At 61.6% G+C, this 23743-nt stretch carries 14 protein-coding genes; 5 read left to right on the forward strand and 9 right to left on the reverse strand.

What is annotated here, in order from left to right:
• Positions 1-4 precede the first annotated feature (4 nt).
• Complete coding sequence (locus EXN22_RS21655; protein ID WP_130265977.1) at positions 5-1000, reverse strand: alpha/beta fold hydrolase; 996 nt, start codon at positions 998-1000, stop codon at positions 5-7.
• On the opposite strand from EXN22_RS21655, the gene EXN22_RS21660 reads away from it, so the two are divergent.
• On the forward strand, positions 999-6869 hold the full coding sequence (locus EXN22_RS21660; RefSeq protein ID WP_130265978.1) for a dermonecrotic toxin domain-containing protein: 5871 nt from the start codon (positions 999-1001) through the stop codon (positions 6867-6869). The genes EXN22_RS21655 and EXN22_RS21660 overlap by 2 nt on opposite strands.
• A gap of 45 nt (positions 6870-6914) precedes the next feature.
• Here EXN22_RS21660 and metE read toward each other — a convergent pair whose 3' ends face one another.
• Positions 6915-9224 carry a 5-methyltetrahydropteroyltriglutamate--homocysteine S-methyltransferase gene (gene metE, locus EXN22_RS21665; RefSeq protein ID WP_130265979.1) on the reverse strand — a complete coding sequence of 770 codons (2310 nt, stop codon included), beginning with the start codon at positions 9222-9224 and terminating at the stop codon, positions 6915-6917.
• A 110-nt stretch (positions 9225-9334) separates the two neighbouring features.
• Here metE and metR point away from each other — a divergent pair, with 110 nt between their 5' ends.
• On the forward strand, positions 9335-10252 hold the full coding sequence (metR, locus tag EXN22_RS21670) for a transcriptional regulator MetR (RefSeq protein ID WP_130265980.1): 918 nt from the start codon (positions 9335-9337) through the stop codon (positions 10250-10252).
• Positions 10253-10255: 3 nt separating this feature from the next.
• On the opposite strand, the gene EXN22_RS21675 is transcribed toward metR, so the two are convergent.
• Both EXN22_RS21675 and EXN22_RS21680 read right to left on the reverse strand, forming a co-directional pair.
• A complete protein-coding gene (locus EXN22_RS21675) occupies positions 10256-10894 on the reverse strand; it encodes a LysE family translocator (RefSeq protein WP_130265981.1) in 639 nt (212 codons plus the stop codon).
• Between the two features lie 22 nt (positions 10895-10916).
• On the reverse strand, positions 10917-11330 hold the full coding sequence (locus tag EXN22_RS21680; protein ID WP_130265982.1) for an NUDIX hydrolase: 414 nt from the start codon (positions 11328-11330) through the stop codon (positions 10917-10919).
• 118 nt (positions 11331-11448) lie between these two features.
• Here EXN22_RS21680 and EXN22_RS21685 point away from each other — a divergent pair, with 118 nt between their 5' ends.
• The gene (locus EXN22_RS21685; RefSeq protein WP_130265983.1) at positions 11449-15726 is read left to right on the forward strand and encodes a DEAD/DEAH box helicase; all 4278 of its coding nucleotides are present in this window, start codon (positions 11449-11451) and stop codon (positions 15724-15726) included.
• Here the strand turns inward: EXN22_RS21685 and EXN22_RS21690 are convergent.
• Positions 15719-15982, reverse strand: coding sequence for a type B 50S ribosomal protein L31 (locus EXN22_RS21690; protein ID WP_130265984.1), 264 nt, complete (start codon positions 15980-15982; stop codon positions 15719-15721). The genes EXN22_RS21685 and EXN22_RS21690 overlap by 8 nt on opposite strands.
• 200 nt (positions 15983-16182) lie before the next feature.
• Between EXN22_RS21690 and EXN22_RS21695 the strand changes: the two genes are divergently transcribed.
• The gene (locus EXN22_RS21695; protein WP_130265985.1) at positions 16183-17802 is read left to right on the forward strand and encodes an FMN-binding glutamate synthase family protein; all 1620 of its coding nucleotides are present in this window, start codon (positions 16183-16185) and stop codon (positions 17800-17802) included.
• On the opposite strand, the gene EXN22_RS21700 is transcribed toward EXN22_RS21695, so the two are convergent.
• From EXN22_RS21700 to EXN22_RS21710, 3 genes are read right to left on the reverse strand one after another with little or no spacing between them, the layout of a single operon-like run.
• Positions 17799-19325 (reverse strand): glucosyltransferase domain-containing protein, encoded by a 1527-nt coding sequence (locus tag EXN22_RS21700; RefSeq protein WP_130265986.1) that lies wholly within the window; start codon positions 19323-19325, stop codon positions 17799-17801. The genes EXN22_RS21695 and EXN22_RS21700 overlap by 4 nt on opposite strands.
• On the reverse strand, positions 19312-20277 hold the full coding sequence (locus EXN22_RS21705) for a glycosyltransferase family 2 protein (RefSeq protein WP_130265987.1): 966 nt from the start codon (positions 20275-20277) through the stop codon (positions 19312-19314). The genes EXN22_RS21700 and EXN22_RS21705 overlap by 14 nt, the downstream gene beginning before the upstream one ends.
• Positions 20274-20648, reverse strand: coding sequence for a GtrA family protein (locus EXN22_RS21710; RefSeq protein WP_130266879.1), 375 nt, complete (start codon positions 20646-20648; stop codon positions 20274-20276). Before EXN22_RS21710 ends, EXN22_RS21705 begins: the two co-directional genes overlap by 4 nt.
• Before the next feature lie 263 nt (positions 20649-20911).
• Between EXN22_RS21710 and EXN22_RS21715 the strand changes: the two genes are divergently transcribed.
• On the forward strand, positions 20912-22036 hold the full coding sequence (locus tag EXN22_RS21715; RefSeq protein ID WP_130265988.1) for an OpgC domain-containing protein: 1125 nt from the start codon (positions 20912-20914) through the stop codon (positions 22034-22036).
• A gap of 56 nt (positions 22037-22092) precedes the next feature.
• Here the strand turns inward: EXN22_RS21715 and EXN22_RS21720 are convergent, their stop codons facing one another.
• A complete protein-coding gene (locus EXN22_RS21720; RefSeq protein ID WP_130265989.1) occupies positions 22093-23514 on the reverse strand; it encodes an amino acid permease in 1422 nt (473 codons plus the stop codon).
• Positions 23515-23743 lie beyond the last annotated feature (229 nt).

The raw sequence follows: 23743 nt of genomic DNA on the forward strand, positions 1-23743 counted from the left end.
GCGATCAGTACACCGCAAGATGAGTATCGGCCAGCCGTTGCGACTGCAGATACGGCAACACTGCGCCCAGCAACGCCCCCTTGAACGGCGCCTGAAAACGATGAGCCAAACCCGGGATCAGCCGTAACTGACTGCCACGGATATGCGCGGCCAGGTGCACGCCGTGCATCACAGGCAGCAGCGGGTCCGCCGTGCCATGCACCACCAGGGTCGGTAGCCGCAGGCGATTGAGCAATTCAACCCGGCTGGGCTCGGCCAGGATCGCCAGGATCTGGCGTTTGGCGCCCTCAGGGTTGAAGGCCCGGTCGTAGGATTGCGCGGCCTGGCGCACCAGTGCCTGGCGATCGTCGGCTACCTCAGGGCTGCCCAGGGCAGCAAGCAAGTCGGCCTGCTGCTCGATGGCGGTATGACGATCCGGCGCCCCTCGCCGCGCCAGCAGTTGCACCAGTGCCGGTGCTGGCGTCGGCAGGCCCTGAGCACCGGAACTGGACATGATCAGGGTCAGGCTCTCGACCCGTTGCGGGGCCATGGCCGCCAAATGCTGGGCAATCATCCCGCCCATGCTCACGCCCAACACATGAAAACGCTCGATACCCAAGGCGTCCATCAACTGCAGGCCATCCTCGGCCATGTCAGCCAGGCTGTAAGGGGCGGCGACCGACAGCCCCAGCTTGAAACGCAGCAGCTCGAAGCTCAGGTTGGCGCTGGCCGGCGCCTGGTTCCAGCTCGACAGGCCAACATCGCGGTTATCGAAGCGAATGACCCGGAACCCCTGCTCGCACAGGGCTTGGACCACGTCGTCGGGCCAATGGATCAGTTGCCCGCCCAGGCCCATGACCAGCAGTAACGCAGGATCCGAGGCACGGCCGACACTCTGGTAGACCAGGTTCACCTGCGCCAGTTGAGCCTGCTGCACAGGCACCTGAGTATCACAGCGCGCCCCGGCAAGGGCCGCCGATGCACTCGACAGAACAAGAAGTAAAAACAGCAACGCCCGCATGACTCAAACACCAGAATGCAAATCCCCAGTAGAGCGCGAGTGTGATGAAGTTTGTTCCAGCGCGCTGCCACAGTTGCGTGACAATTTGATGAAGCTCGCTCAATGGTCGTGCCGATATTTATCTACCACTGCGCGAACAAGCGGGTCCTGTCCAATAGCCCCTCGCCATTTTCGGCGCGGTCAGACAGGAGATTCCAACATGAGCGAAACACTCGACGACGCAGCCTCAAGCCCCCTTCACCCTGCTCACGTCGCCCCCGCAAACTGGCTTGATCCAAGCTCACTGCAGCGCTGCATCGGCCAGTGGAATGTGCACCGTGAGAACTTCAATACACTTGTCGCCAATGCTCCGGGGGTGCGTGAAGCATTGCGTACGACCCTGCGCGACCACTTCAAAACGGACCCTGAAGTCACCGGACTGCTGTTCGAGCCCAATGGCTCGCGCACCTTCATCAACCTGATTGTCCTTGCTGCCTTCGCGCGCCATTACCCGACCCCGCCCACGAAGTTGGACCAGGATGCCCAGGTCTTTGGCCGGGTAGCGGGTAGTCCACTGCTACAACTGAGTCCCAGCCAACTGCTGTCCCGACTCCAACAGCTGGACATCCCTACCAGTGTCCGTCAGCGCTGGCACGAGTACTGGGACGCACGCGCCGAGGGTACGCCGGTCAGCCGCCGCAACCATGCCCTGGCCCACTACAAGGGGCACTTGCAGATGGCCATGCAGGCCGCCCAGACCATGGGCAGCATCACCCACCAGGCTCTGCGCCCGGTGATCGGTGTACTCGACAACCCCGAGTGGCTGCGCCTGGATGACAAACGACTGACGATCCAGACGCTGCAAAAAAATGCCGAGGCGATGCCGGGGCTGATGCTGTTCAGCATCGAAGACGATCCAGCACGCATCCTCTACCAACCTGACAGCCAGCCCGCTTTTTCCCGATTCGCGACCTCTGCGGATCTGGAGGCCACGTTGCTGGCAGGAAACAAGGGCGACCGCATCAGCTACCAGGCACAGGATGGCCTGGTTGGCGGTTTCGATACGCTTGTGGATGGCCTTTTGAGCAAACAGCTGAAATCACTGGATTACAATCCGGGCAGCGATCTTCAGCGCCAGGCCGAATTTACCTTGTCCATGGCCGATAGCCTTGACCTGGACCGGCGCCGGACGTCACTGCTAAGCGCGCCACCAACGCTGCCGACAATGGATCTGGACGCAACCCCGGCACCGTCCTTGCACGACTTCGGTGGACTGGGAGATGAGCTGCCGCAAACCCTGCGTTCACAATTGATCCGCAGCCAGCTCAAACTGATGAGCGATGTCTCCGAGAGCGCCCTGAATACGCACTACACCGCCCTGGAAAGCGCCACGCAAGCTGCGCTGAGTGCCATCGCCGATCAATTGGCCAACGACACCTGGCGAACCAGTCAAGCGCCCCCCGTCGCCAATGCCGAACTGATTGCTGCCCATCACACCGGCCTGCGAGCCCACGCCCGCTTTCAGCATCTGCTTGGGCAAATCGACAGCGAAGAGCTGGGCTGGGTAGAAACCTTGCTCGATCAAGGACAGTCGTTCCCACAGCCGGGTTCCAGCATCGTTGCCAACCATGTGATTCTGAGCCAAAGCGAACAGGTAGAGGTCGTTGAGCAGCCCCGCGAACATACGCTGGATACCCTGCTGGTCATAGCCCGCAACCCAGCGCAGGAAGGTCTCGCCACCCCGCCTACCCTGCTCCTGTACTGGCCAGGCAAGCACGGCGGCTTGCTGCGATGCGCGAACACCCAGGTGTTGGAAAGTTGCCTGGGGGTGCAGAAACTTGCGGCGCAGTCCTTGAGACTCAAGCCGGTTTCCGGCGACGTCCTCAGCCAGATACTTGACCTGCACCTGAGCCGTAGCCAAGCAGCGGAGCTCAAAGCAATCACCGCCGCCAATGGAACACCGGCACAGGATGCCCTCGCCGCCATCCGTGAAGACCTCGAACAGCGACTGCAGATTCCCCAGCATGCCGCCCGTGAACAGGCTTACCGGATGCTGCAGGAACAGAAACAATCGCTCACCTTGGCCGGTGCGACCCTGCCCGATTGGCTCAGCACGCTATCGGACGCCAAGCGTGTGCTGATCAAGCAGCACATCGTCGACTACCTCAAGGCCATGCAACTGGCCCAGAGCGTAATAAGCCGGGACTTGCCCAATCGCCTGCTGTTTTGCCGTCAACACCTGCTAAAACGTTTGAAAGCTGATTTTCCCAGCCATGACGGCAGTGCCATCGTGCTCAACCTGCCGGACACCACCTCGGAAGAAAAAGTACCGACGCCACCCGCCCCCGGTTTGCCGGGTCAGGTCCCCGTAGCAGCCGATATACAGCTGTTACCCAGTACCCTGCGCCACGATCATCTGCTGGAAACCGTGCTTCTGCAAAACGTCGATACCACAGTGAGCAATCGGTTGAAGTTCATGAGAGTGGAAAGCCGATCCAGCAACAGTGAAGTGCGAGCACGCTTGAACAGCGCTATCACCAAGGCCTATGTGGAAAAGCTCAGCGGTGAACTGGACCTTGCCAAACTTTACGAAGACAAGATTCGCCGGCTGTTCCTGGACGCCGAGGAGACGCCGTTCGAGCGCCAATACCGTCGCGAGAGCCTGGCCAAGCCTATCGAACAAATGCTCAAGCTTCAGAGCCTGATCGCCCGCGAGCAGGGCAACCTGACGGATACAGGGCAGCGGATTTTCGACCTTTGCGTGACCGCCAGCAGCGCTGCGTACTACATAGTACAAGGGTATGACATTCGCCTGGTTCCCGCCCACCTGACCGGCAGTTACCCCGAAACCGAGGGCCAGGCGATCCCCCTCTCAGGGGTGACGTTCATCAGCGACCGCAACAGCGGTATCACCCTGCTCTACCGTCCCGATCATCCGTCTCTGGCCCTGCGCCAATATTCAAGCCTGGAAGCGGCACGCGACGGGCTTTATCAGCTGGCCAAGCAGAGCGGTGAAATCGACTACCTCGCCAGTCGCACCTTGCAGGGCAGCCCTGCAAGCCATCGCGCCTGGATGCGCCAGGCATTGCAGAACAGGTACAGCGGCATGATCGGGCTGGGGCCGGACTGGCCGAGGAGCACTTCACTGAGCGAACATCTGCTTGACGCGCAAATGGGGCGGATGGTCGAGGCTCATCGAGCAACCTCGCGCTCCAACGATGAGCTCTGGCTGGAAAACTACGCCCATCAGAGCGGCATGGTGTTCAATTACCTGAAAATGACGCTCAGTTTCGTACCTGTGCTGGGTAGCCTGATCAGCCTGTATGACTTTTTTGATGCGTGCGCCAAAGCCAGGTCGCTGCTGGTCAATGGTCAGCCGTACCGGGCGCTGAACGAACTGGGCACAGCCTTGATGTGCCTGGTCGATGCCGCCGTGGACCTGCTGCCTGCCATTCCCGCCAAGGTCACAGCGGTTCGTCGCTTGACCAAGCTGCGCCAGTTGCGCCAGTTGGATAGCCCTGCGCTGCGGCAGAACATTCTCGCAGCCCCCCCAAGCAAGCCCCTGCTGGGACGCTTCGATGGCTATGAGTACGAGAAACCCATCACCTTGTCTGCATCAACGCTGGGCACCGAGGGTCGTTTTCAGGGCATCTATCGCCACGCCGAAGGTGATTTCATTCTGATTGGCGACCGTCCATGCCAGGTGCAATGGGACACCACTGCCCATACCTGGCGCTTGCAAGGGACATCCACCAAGGGTTGGAAACGCCCAATCGCACTCTCGGCCGAAGGGCAATGGGATACGCATTTCGCCCTCTATGGCGTGCACCTGTACGGCGGTGGCGCCGGTGGCGGCGTTGCTGCCAGCGCGCTCCAGTCTGTCGGCCGAACCTTTGACCGGCTTGACCCCTACTGGCCGGAATCGATTCGCCACAGACTTCCGCGCATCTGGGTCGACAGGCACTACCGACGCCAGCGCATGCTGTCATTGCAAACAGCGACGGATGAGTTGGACCTGCAAAACAGCATACAACGTACCAACCAGGAATTCGTGCGGTACGAGGCAGCCCTGCCTGCAGAAAAACTGCAGATGCCGGTGGTTCTGGAGCAGCGCTGCCAGGCTGACATCCTCGCCGCCAAGAAAAGCTATGCCACCTTGGCGCAATATGCTGAAGTCAGCAATCGCGCGCAAAAACTTATCTGTAACCAACAGATGTCGCGTACCGCCAACCTCATCTGCGAACGATTGATCCATGCCATCAATCTGAAGGCCAATCGTTCGCGACCATTGCTAAAGGCCGCCCTGGAGACTCGCTATCAGCTGGACTCATTGGACGATCTGCTTGACCAGGCACCGTTACTTCGGCAGTTGCGCAAAACTACCGTTGAAATACTGGACCTACGAGAGCGGCTAGCCTCGGACATGGGTGAGCTCACCCTCTGGCACCGAAACACCCAAACGCCGCGCCCCTCCAGCCACACCGATGCACGCTTCAAAACCGAACTTGCCAGTGCAAAACAAGCCCAGGCGAACAATGCCCAGAGACTTGCGGCCCTGGAGCCCGCAACCGACGAATACCGAGCGCTTCTTGCCAGTTCCAGACAGCAATTCGATAACGCAATTGAAGCATTGAAACAACACTTCCCAGCACACCAGGACTACTTGGATGACTTGAAAAGCTTCACCTCGCTGGCGCAATCGATCTCGATACTTGAACGACAGCTCGGCGATGCCTTTTTCGTGTTCTACAAATCTCCACACCTGATGATTGCCGCCCGACGCTACCAGAACACCTCGGTCGTGGCCGACTACCTGCACCGGCAACTGCGGCAGCTCGAACAAGACGTTCAGGAAATGCGCGGTACTTTGGTCAACTTGCAAGAGATTGCGACCAATGCCCAACAACGTAAAGCCATTTACGAGCAAGCCAATGCTGCCTATCGCCAGTACCAACTCAAGCTACGAAGCACTTACGCCAGCTTTCCCGAGATGTTCGATGAGCAGTACCTGAAACAACTGCATCAGAACCTGGACACGCTGATTGCCCAAACCGACAAGCAGATACGCCGTCTGCCCAATTCCGCGCCTGCCACCCACGGCAACCATAGCGGCCCACGCCTGTTCCAGACCGTGGATGAGCAATACCGGGTAGGTGATTACATCCCGCCGACCGACCAACTTCCCGGCCACATCATCACCCGGAGCGAAGAAGGCGACGCCCTGAGGGTCTACCACCCCAGTGGTGATCGTTGGCAGCGCCAACTCGCACCGGCACCCGTGCGTGCCAATGAGCTTCGTGACCTCCAAAGCACTGTTGTCGAGCTGATCGGCGGGCTGGACAATTATCGACTGCGTGTTGATGGCTATCAGCGTCAGGGCATGCTGCCAGCAGATCTTGAACACGTGATGAACACCAAGGCTGAGGAACTGGAGCATTGCGCACGACGTATCCAGCAATTGGATACGGCCGCTGCGCAACCGGCACAACTGCGCACCCAGGCAGCCGCGTTACGTCAACGAGGCGTCGAGCTGCGCATCGCCCAGATCAAACTCGGCGCCGAACCCAATGAGGGCCATCTGTTGTACTTGCTCGAACAGCAGCAGGTTGACATCGCTCGCGAGGGGGAGCGTCAATTGCTCAAAACGCGCGATTACCTGCAGGAATACGTGATCCGCGATCTGACGGCTGCGGGGCAACCCGTACTCTGGTATGCCCATTTCCATTTCAGCAAAGCGCAAACACCGTTCACCAATGCCAATGCCAAACACCTCAAGCGCGCAGCAGACCGCTACCGGGGTGCCCAGTGGCAACAAGCAAACAGTGCTGACACCGTCTGGCGTGGAGTAATTTCAGCGCAGACCGCTGAAATGCATTTTTCCCACCTGTAAACTGCAGCAACACCGGCGAGCCGTCCTGGCTCGCCGGTGTTCTCCTTACGCCAGCTCTGCCCGCAACTGCCGCGCCGCCGCCACCAGATTGACCAGCGCCGCCTCGGTTTCCGGCCAGCCACGTGTCTTCAGGCCGCAATCGGGGTTGACCCACAAACGCTCGGCGGGCACTCGTGCGGCCGCCTTGCGCATCAGCGCGACCATCTCTGCGGTATCTGGCACTCGCGGGGAGTGGATGTCATAGACGCCTGGACCGATGTCGTTGGGGTAGTCAAAGGCTTCGAAGGCCTCCAGCAGTTCCATGTCCGAACGCGAAGTCTCGATAGTGATGACATCGGCGTCCATGGCGGCGATGGCTTGAATCACATCGTTGAATTCGCTGTAGCACATGTGGGTGTGAATCTGGGTTTCGTCGCGCACGCCGCTTGCGCACAGGCGAAAAGCCTCAACCGCCCAGTCCAGGTACTCCTGCCATTGCGCCCGACGCAGCGGCAAGCCTTCGCGGAACGCGGCTTCGTCGATCTGCACGATCTTGATGCCGGCCGCTTCCAAGTCCTGCACTTCGTCGCGAATGGCCAGGGCCAGTTGCTCGGCCTGGACCTTGCGCGACACGTCTTCACGGGGGAACGACCACATCAGCATGGTCACCGGGCCCGTCAGCATGCCTTTCATGACCTTGCTGGTCAGCCTCTGGGCATATTCGATCCACGCCACAGTCATGGCCTGCGGGCGGCTCAGGTCGCCGTAGATGATCGCAGGTTTGACGCAGCGCGAACCGTAGCTCTGGACCCAGCCAAAACGGGTGAAGGCATAGCCGTCCAGTTGCTCGGCAAAGTACTCGACCATGTCGTTGCGCTCAGCCTCGCCGTGCACCAGAACGTCCAGACCAAGGCGCTCCTGCACCTGCACGGCATGGCGGATCTCGCTGTGCATGGCGTCGGTGTAGTCGTTGGCCGACAGCTTGCCCTGCTTGTAGGCCTGGCGCGCCAGGCGGATCGCCGAGGTCTGCGGGAACGAGCCAATGGTGGTGGTCGGAAAGGCCGGCAGTTGCAGGCGCTGGCGCTGAGCCTCGATACGTTGGGCAAAGGCTGACTGGCGCTGGCTGTCGGCAGCGGTAACCGCAGCCAGGCGGGCCTGAACCTGCGGCTTGTGAATGCGTGGCGACTCGGTACGGCTCTTCTGTACGATGCGGCTGTGGCTCAGGGCGTTCTGCACCGCCGGTAGGTGCGGGGTATCCAGAGCCTTGGCCAGCACGGCGATTTCTTCGCACTTCTGCACGGCAAAGGCCAGCCAGCTTTTCAGTTCGGCGTCGAGTTTGTCTTCACGGCCCAGGTCCACCGGGCTGTGCAGCAGCGAGCAGGAGCCGGCGACCCACAGGTTGGCTCCAAAGCGTTGCTGGGCCTGTTGCAGCTGTTCCAGTGCCTGGTCCAGGTCGCAGCGCCAGACGTTGCGGCCGTTGACCACACCCAGCGACAGCACTTTGTAGCTCGGCAGGCGATCGAGCACCGCTGGCAGTTGCTCCGCGGCGCGCACCAGGTCGATGTGCAGGCCATCCACCGGCAGGCCGACGGCCAGGCCCAGGTTGTCTTCCAGGCCGCTGAAGTAGGTCGCGACCAGCTTCTTGAGTGGTGAGTACTGGAGGATGTGGTAGGCACGCTCGAAGGCGTTCTTCCATGCCTGCGGCAGGTCCAGGCCAAGGATCGGCTCGTCGATCTGTACCCATTCCACGCCTTGGCGCGACAGGCGGCTGAGGATTTCGCCATAGACCGGCAGCAGGCGCTCCAGCAGGTCAAGCTTGTCGAACTCGCCGCCCTTGGCCTTGCCCAGCCACAGGTAGGTCAGCGGACCGATCAGCACCGGTTTGACCGCGTGGCCCAGGGCCCGGGCTTCGGCGACTTCGTCGAACAGCTGATCCCAACTGAGGACAAAGCGCTGGTCGGCACTGAACTCCGGGACCAGGTAGTGATAGTTGGTATCGAACCACTTGGTCAGCTCCTGGGCATACTGGGTTTGCCCATGGGCGCCGCCACAGCAGGTGCTGGCGCCGCGGGCCATGGCAAACAGGGTATCAAGGGTCGGCAGGCCATCACTGCCCAAGGCACTGGCAAAACGCTCGGGGATGGCACCGAAGGCCAGCGAATGGCTCAGTACCTGGTCGTACCAGGCAAAATCGCCCACCGGCAGCAGCTCGATCCCGGCGTCTTTTTGCATCTGCCAGTGACGGGCGCGCAGTTCGCGGCCAACGGCTTCAAGGCCGGCCTGATCGAGATCGCCTTTCCAGTAGGCCTCTTGGGCTTTTTTCAGTTCGCGGTCAGCGCCGATGCGTGGGAAACCAAGGTTGTGGGCCAGTGCCATGAGAAAACGTCCTCCCTGTAAAAGATGACGCTATTGTCGACAGCCAGACCAACATGAGACAAACTCAATAAATTCGTGTTCATCTCAAAATTTACTCATGGAGCCCTGCGGTGCTGGAAATTCGCCACCTGAAAACCCTGCATGCCCTGCGCGAAGCCGACAGCCTGGTGGAGGCTGCCGAGCGTCTGCACCTGACCCAATCGGCACTGTCCCATCAGTTCAAGGAGCTGGAGGAGCGCCTGGGCATGCAGCTGTTCATGCGCAAGACCAAGCCGATCCGCTTCACCAGTGCCGGCCTGCGCCTGCTGCAACTGGCCGATGCCACCTTGCCGCTGCTGCGTGGCGCCGAGCGCGACATCGCCCGCCTGGCCGGTGGTACTGCCGGGCGCCTGCACATGGCGATCGAATGCCACAGCTGCTTCCAGTGGCTGATGCCGACCATCGACCAGTTCCGCAACGCCTGGCCGGAAGTCGAACTCGACCTGGCTTCGGGTTTTGCCTTTGCCCCGCTGCCAGCGCTGGCCCGTGGCGACCTTGACCTGGTAGTGACCTCCGATCCACTGGAACTCAGCGGCATCACTTACGTGCCGCTGTTCACCTACGAAGCGATGCTCGCCGTGGCCAACCAGCATCCGCTGGCGCACAAACCGTACATGGTGCCCGAAGACCTGGCCAGCGAAACCCTGATCACCTACCCGGTGGAGCGCGACCGCCTGGATATCTTCACCCGTTTCCTCGAGCCGGCCGATGTGGAGCCTGCGCACGTGCGCACAGCAGAGCTGACGGTGATGATGATGCAACTGGTCGCCAGCGGTCGCGGCGTGTGCGGCATGCCGCACTGGGCCCTGCACGAGTACAGCTCGCGTGGGTATGTGAAGGCCAAGCGCCTGGGCGAGAAAGGCCTGTTTGCCACGCTGTACGCGGCGGTGCGCACCGATATGCTTGATGCGCCCTACATGCGCGACTTTTTGCTGACCGCCAAGGACACCTCGTTCTCCACCCTCGACGGTGTCAGCGCGGTACGCTAAGCCTTACACGACCCGGCGTTGCTCCTGCACCAGGCGCAATGCCAGGCCGGCGAGGACGAAGCCCATCACGTAGCGCTGCAGCATCAGCCACAGCGGATAGCGCACGAACCAACCGGCAATGCCGGCGGCGAACAGGGCGATCAGCAGGTTGACCGAGAAGCTCACGGCGATCTGGGTCAGACCCAAGGCCAGGCTTTGAGCCAGCACCGAGCCGTTTTCCGGCGAGACGAACTGCGGCAGTACCGAGAGGTAGAACACCGCCACCTTGGGGTTGAGTACGCTGGTCAGAAAGCCCATGAGCACCAGCTTTTGCGGCGAGTCCGGTGCCAGCTCGCGCGGCTCGAACGGCGAACGGGCACCGGGCTTGACCGCCTGCCAGGCCAGCCACAGCAGGTAACCGGCACCGGCCCACTTGAGCAGGTCGTAAGCCAGCGGTACGGCCATGAACAAGGCCGTCAGGCCAATGGCTGCGGCCGTCATGTGCACCAGAAAGCCACCGACCACGCCCAGCAACGACGTTACCCCGGCCATGCGGCCCTGGCAGATCGAGCGGGAAATCAGGTAGATCATGTTCGGCCCCGGGGTCAGGACCATCAGCAGCGCAGCACCAATAAACAGCAGCCATTCATGGGTAGGGATCATCGGCATTCCTTTGCAAGTGCGATCAGGCGGGGGTGGTAGTTAACTGCCGATACAGGGGCAGAATCAAGTCCCGTGTCAGCGGCGCCAGCTCCAGGGTCAGTTGCTTGCGGGCCGAGACCCACACCACTTCTTCGATTTCCGCTGCAGGCTCGACCGGCATGGCAGTGTGTACTTTGAAAATCTCGGCCTGGACGACAAACCCCGGCTCGTTGGCAGCCGGGGCGCTGAACTGGCCGAGAAACTCGGCGTCCTGTGCCTCGATCGACAGACCCAGCTCTTCGAACAGCTCACGGGCCAGGGCGCTAACCGGCTGCTCGTCGGCCTCGATCTTGCCGCCAGGCTGCATGAACGCCTGGGTTCCACGCTTGCGTACCAGCAGGGTACGGCCTTGCGGGTCGAGCAGAAGGGCAGCGGCGATGCGGATGGTTTTACTCATGGGATGCTCGTGAACGGGAAAGCGCGCAAGGATCACATGTTGCTGGTGGCCTTTCAATGCAGGAGCGGTCTGACGAACGCCTATTGCAAGCCCGCAACATTGGCCGCATAAACAGCCCATGAACCTCCCCGCCCTCGAGCACCCGGAACCGGACGCCTTCCACCCCGCAGTCCGTGCCTGGTTCCAGCGCCAGTTCCCGACGGTCACTGCCGCCCAGGCCCAGACCTGGCCGTTGATTCGCCGTGGCCAGTCCTTGCTGGTTGCCGCCCCCACCGGCTCAGGCAAAACCCTGACCGCTTTCCTGGCAATCCTCGATGAACTGTTCACACAGGGGGTGGCGGCCGGGCAACTGCCGGAGCAGACCCAGGTGGTCTACGTCTCGCCACTCAAGGCGCTGTCCAATGATATCCAGATCAACCTGCAGACACCGCTGGCCGGGATCAATGCGCTGCTGGCCGAGCAAGGCTTGGAACCGCTGCACATCCGCACAGCGGTACGCAGCGGCGACACCCCGCACAAAGAACGCACGGCGATGCGCCGGCAGGCGCCGCACATTCTGGTCACCACCCCCGAATCGCTGTATGTGTTGCTCGGCTCGGCGTCAGGCCGCCAGGGCCTGACCTGCGTGCACACGGTGATCGTCGATGAAATCCACGCACTGGCTGGCAACAAGCGCGGCAGTCACCTGGCCCTGAGCCTGGAGCGCCTGGAGGCACTGTGCGGGCGGCCACTGCGGCGAATTGGCCTGTCGGCCACCCAGCGCCCAGTCGAACGAGTGGCGCAGTTTCTGGTGGGTCAGGGACGCGCGTGCGCGATCGTCGATATCGGCCATGCCCGGACCCGTGACCTGGGCCTGGAAGTGCCGCCGGTGCCGCTTGGGCCAGTGATGGCCACGGATGTCTGGGGCCTGGTCTATGACCGCCTGGCAGCCCTGGCCCGCGAGCACCGCACCACCCTGGTGTTCGTCAACACCCGGCGCCTGGCCGAGCGCCTGACCCGCCATTTGAGCGAGCGCCTGGGTCATGACGCCGTGGCTGCGCACCACGGCAGCATGGCCAAGGAATACCGCCTGGACGCCGAGCAACGGCTCAAGCGCGGTGAGTTGCAGGTACTGGTGGCCACCGCCTCGCTGGAGCTGGGCATCGATATCGGTGAAGTCGAGCTGGTCTGCCAGATTGGCTCGCCCGGTTCGATTGCCGCTTTTTTGCAAAGGGTCGGGCGCTCCGGACATCAGGTCGAGGGCACGCCAAAAGGCCGGCTGTTCCCGCTGTCGCGCGATGATCTGATCGAATGCGCAGCGTTGCTCGATTGCGTGCGCCGCGGCGAGCTGGATCGCGTGCACGTGCCGGTGGCCCCGCTGGATGTCCTGGCCCAGCAGATAGTCGCCGAAGTCAGCAACCAGGAGTGGCATGAGCAGGCGTTGTTCGACTGCTTGCGCCGGGCCATGCCCTATGCCGGGCTGGAGCAGGGCCACTACCAGGCGCTGCTGCGCATGCTCGGCGAAGGTTTCAATGGCCGCCAGGGCATCCGCAGCGCCTATCTGCACCGCGACGCGGTCAACGCTACCTTGCGCGGGCGCCGTGGCGCCCAGCTGACGGCGTTGACCAGTGGCGGCACCATTCCCGATAATGCCGACTACGCGGTAATCCTCGAACCGCAAAGCCTGAACATTGGCAGCGTCAACGAAGACTTCGCGGTTGAGAGCATCGCTGGCGATATTTTCCAGCTGGGCAACGCCTCCTACCGCATCCTGCGAGTGGAAAGCGGCCGGGTACGGGTCGAGGATGCCAAGGGCCAGCCACCGAGCATCCCGTTCTGGCTCGGCGAGGCGCCGGGGCGCAGTGACGAACTGTCTGCGGGCGTGGCGCGCCTGCAAGGTGAAATCGACCGGCGCTTGAGCGCAAGCGATGGCCAGCAACACGCGCTGCTCGACTGGCTCACGGCAGAATTGGGCCTGGGCCAGGACAGCGCCGAACAGTTGCTTGAGTATCTCGCCCACACCCGTCAGGTGCTCGGCGCCCTGCCCTCGCAACAAACGCTGGTGATGGAGCGTTTTTTTGACGAGTCCGGCGGTACCCAACTGATCATCCATTCGCCGTTCGGCAGCCGTATCAACCGCGCCTGGGGCCTGGCCCTGCGCAAACGCTTTTGCCGCACTTTCAACTTCGAATTGCAGGCTGCGGCCAGCGAAGACGCCATTGTCCTGTCACTGTCGACCAGCCACAGTTTTGCGCTCGACGAAGTCTGGCGTTACCTGACCAGCAACAGCGCCGAGGCAGTGCTGATCCAGGCGTTGCTCGATGCGCCGCTGTTTGGCGTACGCTGGCGCTGGAACGCCGGCACCGCCCTGGCACTGCCGCGCTTCGTCGGCGGGCGCAAAGTGGCGCCGCAGATCCAGCGGATGAAAAGCCAAGACCTGATTGCCGCCGTGTTCCCCGACCAGATCGCCTGCCTGGAAAACCTCGCTGGCGAGCGGCAGATTCCCGATCATCCACTGGTCGAGCAAACCCTCGACGACTGCCTGCACGAAGCCATGGACAGCGAAGGCTGGCTGGCGCTGCTGCGGCGGATCGAGCAAGGTCAAATCACCCTGGTTGCCCGTGACCTGCCGGCGCCCTCGCCGCTGGCCTCGGCCATTCTCAACGCGCGCCCCTACACCTTCCTCGATGATGCACCGCTGGAAGAACGGCGTACCCAGGCCGTGCTCAATCGCCGCTGGAACGAGGCGCAGAGCGACGACGACCTTGGCGCGCTGGACCCGCAAGCCATCGCCGCAGTACAGGCCGAAGCCTGGCCGACACCGACCCGCAGCGATGAAATGCACGAAGCCTTGATGAGCCTGGCCTGTATCAGCCAGGCCGAAGCCCAGGTCAATGAAGGCTGGCAGGATTGGTTGGCGACGCTGGCCATGCAGGGCCGCGCCTGTCGACTGCAACTGGCCGGCGACCAGGCGCTGTGGTTGGCCCGCGAACGCCGGGTGCTGCTGCGTGCCTTATACCCGCAAGCGCCCCTCACACCCGAGCTTGCCGCCCTGCCCGGTTTCGATCAAGCCATGGACGCCGATGCCGCGCTGGTCGAGCTGCTGCGCGCACGTCTGAGCGGCTTCGGCCCGCTGACCTGCGAGCAGATCGCCGCGCCGTTGTTACTGCCAACCAGCGCCATCGAACAGGCCCTGGCCCGCCTGGAGGGCGAAGGCTATGTCATGCGCGGCTACTTCCAACCGGGTCAACAGGTGCTGCAATGGTGCGAGCGGCACCTGCTGGCACGCATTCATCGCTACACCATCAAACGCCTGCGTCGGGAAATCGAACCTGTCAGCCTGCAGGACTTCATGCGCTTTCTGTTCGACTGGCAGCACCTGTCAACCAACGCCCGCCTGCAAGGCCAGGCCGCACTGAGCGCGGTGCTCGATCAGTTCGAAGGGTACCCGGCAGCGGCCAGCGCCTGGGAAAGCGACCTGCTGCCCACCCGGCTCAAGGACTACAGCCCGCGCTGGCTCGACGAAGCCTGCCGCGCCGGCAAGTACGCCTGGGCGCGCCTGGCGCCGAGTGCCGCGAGCAGCACCTTGCGCAGCACGCCGCTGGTGCTGCTGCCACGGGGGCGCCTGGGCCTGTGGCAGGCTCTGGGCCCGGCACTGGAACCCGGTGAGCTGAGCCTGCGTGCCCAGCGCGTGCATGGTGTGCTGAGCGATCAGGGCGCCTCGTTCTTCGACGAGCTGCTGCATGACGCCCACCTGCTGCCCAGCGAGCTGGAAAACGCGCTACAGGAACTGGTGGCCGCCGGCTTGATCAGCGCTGACAGCTTTGCCGGCCTGCGCGCGCTGATCACCCCCGCGAACAAGCGCCAGCGGCGCGGTCGCGGGCCATTGCTCGGCGGCATGCAGGACGCCGGGCGCTGGGCCCTGCTGCGCAAGCCCGGCGCCAAGCGTGACGAAGACCTTGAACACCTTGCCCGCACCTTGCTGCGCCGCTACGGCGTAATCTGCTGGCGCTTGCTGGAACGTGAGGCCGACTGGCTGCCCAGCTGGCGCGAACTGCTGCGTTGCTACCACCGCCTGGAGGCCCACGGCGAAATCCGTGGCGGGCGCTTTATCGGCGGCCTGGCCGGCGAACAGTTCGCCCTGCCCGAGGCCGTGGCGTTGCTGCGAGAAGTGCGCCGACGCCCGCTCGATGGCAGCCTGGTAGCAATCAGTGCCTGCGATCCGCTGAACCTGGTCGGCAGCCTGCTGCCGGGCAGCAAAGTCCCCGCCGTCAGCGCTAATCGCCTACTTTATCTTGACGGTGTGCCGGTGGCGACGCTGATTGCCGGCAAGGTCCAGTACCACCCTGACGATGAACCAACACGCCAGGGCGAGTGGCGCGACCGCCTGATCCGCGATGCGGCCCTGGTCACTTGACCTGCGGTGAAGCGAAACCGGCAAAACGCTTGTTGAAGCCGGCCACCCGGCCTTCGACCTGTGTCTTGCGCTGCTGGCCGGTGTAGATCGGATGCGAAGCGCTGGACACATCCAGAGCCACATAAGGGTAGGTTTTGCCGTCGCTATGGCGGTGATTGCGGTCGGTGTCGACGGTCGAGCCGATCAGGAAGTACACGTCGGCAGCCGTGTCGTGGAACAGCACGGGGCGGTAGTCGGGGTGAATGCCGGGTTTCATGGCCAAGTCTCCTGGAAAAGTGAGTGAAGATTTATTGATACTATATAACATATCAGTTTATCGCAAATACAAATGATTTTCGATTCCTTCATGAAGCTTGCAGCCCTTGCGCGCTGCGGGCTGGCGCTGGAAACCCCAACCGGGCTAAGGTCGGGGTTTTCCAGGCCCTGAGCCTGACCGTGCCATCGCAAGGAAACCGTATGAGCCTGTCACTTCTCAGCCGCTACGCCTTCTTCGCTGCCTGTGTGCTGTTCACCCTGGCCAGCCTGCCCTTCCTCCACCACGAATGGCTGTGGCCGTTCACTCTGGTGACTGCAGTGCTCAGCCTGATTGGCCTGGGCGACCTGCTGCAGAGCCGCCACGCGGTACGCCGCAACTACCCGATCCTTGGCAACATCCGCTACCTGGTCGAAGGCATTCGCCCAGAGATTCGCCAGTACCTGCTCGAAGCCGACAGCGACGCCCTGCCATTTTCCCGGGCCCAGCGCTCACTGGTGTATGCGCGGGCCAAGAACGAAGCCTCGGACAAACCCTTCGGTACGTTGATCGACGTGTACCAGTCCGGTTTCGAGTTCATCGGCCATTCCATGCGCCCGGCGCCACTGAGTGACCCGGCAGGTTTTCGGGTCATCGTCGGCGGCCCGCAGTGCAGCCAACCCTACTCGGCGTCGGTGTTCAACATCTCGGCCATGAGCTTCGGTTCGCTCAGCGCCAATGCCATCCGCGCCCTCAACGAGGGGGCCAAGCTGGGCAACTTCGCCCATGACACCGGTGAAGGCAGCATCAGCCCCTATCACCGCGAGCACGGTGGCGACCTGACCTGGGAACTGGGCAGCGGCTATTTCGGCTGCCGCACCGCGGACGGGCGCTTCGACCCCGAGCGTTTCGCCGAACAGGCGCGCACCCCACAGGTGCGCATGATCGAAATCAAGATGAGCCAAGGCGCCAAACCCGGCCACGGCGGCATCCTGCCCAAGCACAAAGTCACCCGCGAAATTGCCGAGACCCGCGGCGTGATGATGGGCGAAGACTGCATCTCGCCGTCACGTCACAGCGCCTTCTCCACGCCGATCGAAATGATGCAGTTCATCGCCCAACTGCGTGAGCTGTCTGGCGGTAAACCGGTGGGCTTCAAATTCTGCCTCGGCCACCCCTGGGAATTCATGGGCATTGCCAAGGCCATGCTCGAGACCGGCATCCTCCCCGACTTCATCGTCGTCGACGGCAAGGAAGGTGGCACGGGTGCAGCGCCCGTGGAGTTCACCGACCATATCGGCGTGCCGCTGCGTGAAGGCCTGCTGTTCGTGCACAACACCCTGGTGGGCCTGAACCTGCGCGACAAGATCAAGCTCGGCGCCAGCGGCAAGATCGTCAGCGCCTTCGACATCGCCAGCGTGCTGGCCATCGGCGCCGACTGGGCCAACTCGGCGCGCGGCTTCATGTTCGCCATCGGCTGTATCCAGTCGCAGAGCTGCCACACCAACAAATGCCCGACCGGCGTCGCCACCCAGGACCCGCTGCGCCAGCGTGCCCTGGTGGTGCCCGACAAAGCCCGGCGAGTGCTCAACTTCCACCACAACACCCTCAAGGCCCTGGCCGAAATGCTCGCCGCCGCCGGCCTCGAACACCCTTCGCAACTGCAGGCCAAGCACCTGGTGCGGCGCATTTCTGCCACCGAGATCAAGCTGTTCTCGCAGATGCATGTGTTCCTCAAGCCGGGTGAGCTGCTCAGCGGCGAGGTCAATGGCGAGTTCTATTCACGGATGTGGCAGATGGCGCGGGCGGACAGTTTCGAGCCACAGGAGGTGGCAGCGGCCTAAGGGACGCGGGGCCAGTTGTGGTTGTAGTTTTCATCGTCCTGTATGGGCTTCATGACAATGAAGCCCTGCGCGCCGGTGACGTAAATGGAATAGAACCTGTTGTCCACCAGCGGCTCGCTCACGCCTCCTGCCGCCGCCAGTTGCTCAAAGACTGCAGCCTCACCGACGATGACGTTATTGATCCCCAGACGCGGAAAAAAGTGAGCATGCAACACCGAATTCGAGCCACTGAGGATGTACCTGAGTAGCGGCATATGGGTCAGGGCGCCGTGACCTCTGGGCAACCAGTTACCGTCTCCGGGCGCCCGCAAGTAGTAATACTTGCTCACGCTGCGCAACTCACTTCGTGATACCAGGTCGTTGGCAATGTAGAGCGCCATGGCCGACTCGAGCTCTTTCTTGGCAATGATCACTTGCCCATAGGCGTAGCTGAAGGCAAACATGAACAGCGTGGGCATGAGCAACAGCCAGCGCAAAACCGGCCAGATCTGTCCGAGTAACTGGTGATTGAAATAGAACAGCAACAGCAATATGGCCGAAACACCGATGAAGTTCCTGGCTTCAAGGTTGGGTTCGGTTAGGAACAGCATCATGCCCGGCACACTCCAGACCAAGACCGCGAGGCTGAACAGGTACAACAGCGCAACGCCAAGCTTGGCTGAAGTACGCCCCTGCATCTGGCGGATGTTGCTCATGAGTAAAACAAAACCGGCACTTGCGCCCAGCAGCACGGTAATGCTGAGCACATTGCCCGCAGAGGCCACCAACACACCCAGCATCTGCATCGAAAAGCAGAATTTCTGCCACACCACCGCACACCACTGCTGGGCAAACGGCAGGGGGTTGCCCCGGGTATCGATAACCCATTGGTACGCGCTCAAGAAGTAGATAAGACCACCACCCACGAGTTGCACGCACCTTTCCATGAGCACCTGCAACACTGCCTGGGCTGGAACCTTGTCCTTTACTCCACGGACATACTCGACAACGCACAAGCCGATAAACAAGCTGATGGTCAGTTGGTAGAGGCTCAGCGTTGCAGCAATCAACAGGGCCGACACCAGCCCACGCACATAGCGCTGTGCAATTGGGCAGGTGATGGCCCAGATAACCGCAACCACCCCCAGTACCATCCCCGGCCCATCGTATTGATAGGTCAGATTGCCAAGGAAAAACGGGTTGCATAAAACCGGCAGGATCACCAGGCAGCTGGTAATCCCGGGGCAGGGAAACAACCAGAAAGTCAGGCGAACCATGGCCTGGGCGAGGATAGCAATACAGATGAGCAGGGGCAGCGGAAAGATATTGATCGCGACTTCGCTGAAGGTCAGCAGCCGGTACAACCACTCCAGCAAGATTCGGCCCTGATTGCGCCAGGCGTCCTGGGACTGGAGCAGTGCCCGCCAGTTGTCATCCACATAGGCATAATCAGCACGAACAATCGGATACACGTACACAAGAGACAGAACGATAAAAAACACCATCACTTCTTTCGGGCTTAATGCCCGCTCATTCCCCTGCATGCGTGGCCTCCTTTCGATAAGCCGAGACAGTAGCCTTCACAATCTCTTTCACCACATACCGGGGGCGATGCTTGGCCTCCATGTAGATACGACCGATGTACTCGCCCAGTATGCCGATGCCGATCAGTTGTACCCCGCCCAAGAACAGAATTGCCGTCATCAAGGACGGATATCCGGGCACATCATTGCCGAACAGGAGCTTGTCCAGAACCAGGTAAGCGGCATACAGCAAAGCCAACAACGAGATGAACGCGCCGACGTAACTCCACAGGCGCAAGGGCCAAGTGCTGAACGAGGTAATGCCGTCCAGTGCCAAGTTCCACAGATGCCAGGCGTTGAACTTGCTGCGCCCCACCGCCCTCGGTGCGCGGTCGTACGCGACGATGGCGACATTGAAGCCTGCCCACGACAGCACACCTTTCATAAACAACTGCTGCTCCGGCAGGGTCTTGATCACGTCCACCACTTTGCGGTCCATCAAGCGAAAATCGCCGACGTTTTCCTCGATATGGGTGTAAGCGATGCGATTGAGCAGGCGATAGAACAACGAAGCGCTGCGGCGCTTGAGGTAACCATCGGCGGAGCGATCACGGCGTTTGGCCAGGACTACATCGGCGCCCTGCTGCCACTGATCGATCAACTGCGCAATCACCTCCACCGGGTCTTGCAGGTCAACATCGATGGGGACCACGGCATCACCACTGGCGTACTCCAGGCCAGCGAACAGCGCCGGTTCCTTGCCAAAATTACGCGAAAAATTGATCAACACTACATCCGGATCAGCCATCGCAATCGACCGGGCGACTTCCGCCGTGCGGTCACTGCTGCCATCGTTGATGAAGACAATTTCAATGCAGTGCCCCTGCAATGATGGCTCTCGCCGCACCGCGTGGTAAAACGGGCGCACCGCCTGCTCTTCATTGAATACTGGAACGATCAGCGAGACGTTCATGGCGCGGCCCTGCGAAACACCACCCATTTGGCCAGCAGAAAGCCGCAAGTCAGGCTGATCAGGGAAAAGCTCACGACGGTGATTATCCCGTGCAGCCGCCAATAGTCGCCCAAGCAGCCCACCGCAAGGCTGATCGCGCCCAGACATAGCATGAACAACAGGTAGCGCCCGATCGAGGGCACCACGGCAAAGGTGTACAGAGCATTTACATAAAATGAAAGGCTGGCCGCCACGCAAAACGCCAGAAGATTACTGAGGGCCTGACTTAAATCGAACGCTACCCGCAAGACGAAAAAAAGCTGCCAATGCACCAGGGTATTGGCAATGCCGATCACGCTGTAGGTAGAGAATCCTTTCCATATATTGGCCATATCCACGTCCCGCCTCCCTGCCTGCTGCGGCTTTACACCAGCAAGCCATGTCGCCGGCGGTTCGTCTACTGACAAAATTAACAGCTAAGGCCCATTTGCGACCAACGGTCTGCAAACTCGGGCCGACTCGAGACATCCAGTAATAAGCAACTTTTGCAATTGCAGCCAAATACCTCCACCCTGCCCCCCGCCCGACGCGCGGCGCGAGCGATTGCCCTCGTCCGCAGGTCACTACTACATCAACTGTTCAAGAGCCCGCTGCCATGCTTAACGGACGCGACCCGCGCATCGATTTCTTTCGAGGCCTGGCGTTGATCTTCATCTTCTGGGATCACGTCCCCCACAACCCTCTGGGCCAGATCACCCTGCGTAACATCGGTTTTAGCGATGCTGCGGAAGTGTTCGTATTTCTCGCCGGCTACGCCGCAGTCCTGGCCTATGGCAAGGTCCTGCAACGCGATGGCTACCTGATCGCCTGCGTGAAGATCTTGCGCCGTACCTGGGTGCTGTATGTGGTGCACATCTTCCTGCTGGCGATGCTGATGGGCATCGTGTTCTTTGCCAACAGCCATGTGCAGACCCGCGACCTGGTCCAGGAGATGGGCCTCACCCATTTCATCACCAACCCCCAGCAGGCCCTGACCGACGAGCTGCTGCTGCGCTTCAAGCCCAACCTGATGGACCCGCTGCCGCTGTATATCGTGCTGCTGGCTGGCTTGGCGCTGGTACTGCCGCTGCTGATGCGCAATGCCCTGGCCGTGGTCGGGGTGTCGATGGCGGTGTACCTGGTGGCACCTAAGCTTGGTTGGAACCTGGCGAATTTTTCCGATGGCGTGTGGTACTTCAACCCGGTCACCTGGCAGTTCCTGTTCGTGCTTGGCGGCGCCGCTGCGTTGTACGGGCAGCAGGCACGGCCAGCACAAACCCGGCCGCTAAGCCGACAGCCTCTGTTCCTCGCCGCAGCCGCCTACTCACTGGCTGCGGGCATCATTACCCTGTCCTGGCGCTGGCCAGAGATTCACGATGCGTGGATGCCGACTAGCCTCAATAACCTGCTGTACCCGATCAGCAAGACCGACCTGTCGCCGGTGCGCCTGCTGCATTTCCTGGCCTTGGCCTATGTCACCGCCAAACTGCTGCCGGGCGTTGGCTGGACGCACAACTGGCTGGCGCAGCAAACTTGCCGCATGGGCCGCTACTCCCTTGAAGTGTTCTGCCTGGGGGTGTTGTTGGCGCCCTTGGCGGACATGGTCAATGCCATGGCCGATGACACCTTTGCCGTGCAGGTCTTCACCGCGCTGGTGGGGGTTACGATCATGGCCCTGCTCGGTGCCTGGCTGGACTTCAACAAACGTTTGACCCAGCCGATGCGGGCGGTTGCTACCTGATAACCGCAGGCAAAAAAAACCCGTATCCATGGATACGGGTTTTTTTCATGCGAGGATCAGGACGCCGAGCTTGCGGCGCGCTGCTCCACGGTGTTTGGCGACAGCTTGAACACGTAATACAGCACGGTCAGCATCACCAGGAACGCCGGGCCAATGTACAGGGCCACGCGGGTCTCCTCGAAGTAGGCCATCAGGCCGACCACCAGGATCAGGAACGCCAGCGCCAGGTAGGAACTCAGCGGCCACAGCCACATGCGGTATTTGAGTGCATCACGCTCGGCATTGCTCAGGCCGGCGCGGAACTTCAGCTGAGCCAGGAGGATCATCACCCAGGTCCAGATCGCCCCGAAGGTGGCGATCGCGGTTACCCAGACAAAGACTTTCTCCGGCACCAGGTAGTTGGCCAGCACGCCCAGCAGCAGGGCTGCAATCGACAGCAGCAAGGCATTGCGCGGCACGCCGTTGCTCGAGGTACGGGCGAAGGTGGCCGGCGCCTGACCGTTCTGCGCCAGGCTGTAGAGCATGCGCCCGGTACTGAAGATGCCGCCGTTGCACGACGACAGTGCGGCGGTGATCACCACGAAGTTGATGATGCCGGCAGCGGTCTTGATACCCAGTCGCTCGAAGGTCATCACGAACGGGCTGCCCTGGCTGCCGATTTCGTTCCACGGGTAGATCGACAGGATCACGAACAGGGCACCGACGTAGAACAGCAGAATGCGCCAGAACACCGAGCCGATGGCCTGCGGAATGGTCTTTTGCGGGTTGCGCGCTTCACCGGCGGTCAGGCCGATCATTTCCACGCCCAGGTAGGCGAACATCACCATCTGCAGCGACATCAGCACGCCGGTCACGCCATTGGGCATGAAACCACCGTTGCTCCAGAGGTTGGAGATGCCCATGGCCACCCCATCGTTACCAAAACCGAAGGCGATGATGCCCACCCCGCCCAGGACCATGGCAATGATGGTGACGATCTTGATCAGGGCAAACCAGAACTCGAACTCACCAAAGGCCTTGACCGCGATCAGGTTGATCGCGCCCATGCTGCCCAGGGCTGCCAGGGCCCAGATCCAGCGCGGCACTTCCGGGAACCAGATGCCCATGTAGATGGCCACCGCGGTGATTTCCGCCACACAAGTCACCAGCCACAGGAACCAGTAGTTCCAGCCGGTGAGAAAGCCCGCCAACGGGCCAAGGTAGTCTTGGGCGTAACGGCTGAAGGAGCCGGCGACGGGGTTGTGCACGGCCATTTCGCCGAGGGCACGCATGATCACCAGGATCGCCAGACCGCCAATGATGTAGGACAGCATGATCGCCGGCCCGGCCATTTCGATGGCCTTGGCCGAACCCAGGAACAGGCCGACACCGATACAGGCGCCCAGCGCCATCAGGCGAATATGACGTTCGCCGAGTTCTCGCTTGAGTGGGCCGCCTTGGGCGGTCTCACCGTGAGCAGGGTGGTTGCCGACTGGCATAGAAATACAACCTCATTTTGTTATTGGATATAACCATTCGTGCAGGCCTGGCATCGCCGATAGGCTGGATGCGTTGCCTCGCCGGGCACCGCCTTGTGAGCGGGCCCGTCTGCCGGGTATGCAAAACCGGCAGAGCGAAAGGGGCGAGCAGTATAGAAAGGCCCCTGCAGGGCATTTCACTGTATAGAGCGCGATATTTGGCGAGAACTCTCGGCAAAAACCGCTTCTA

This window comes from Pseudomonas tructae, from assembly GCF_004214895.1.
In the GTDB taxonomy this organism is placed as follows: Bacteria; Pseudomonadota; Gammaproteobacteria; order Pseudomonadales; family Pseudomonadaceae; genus Aquipseudomonas; species Aquipseudomonas tructae.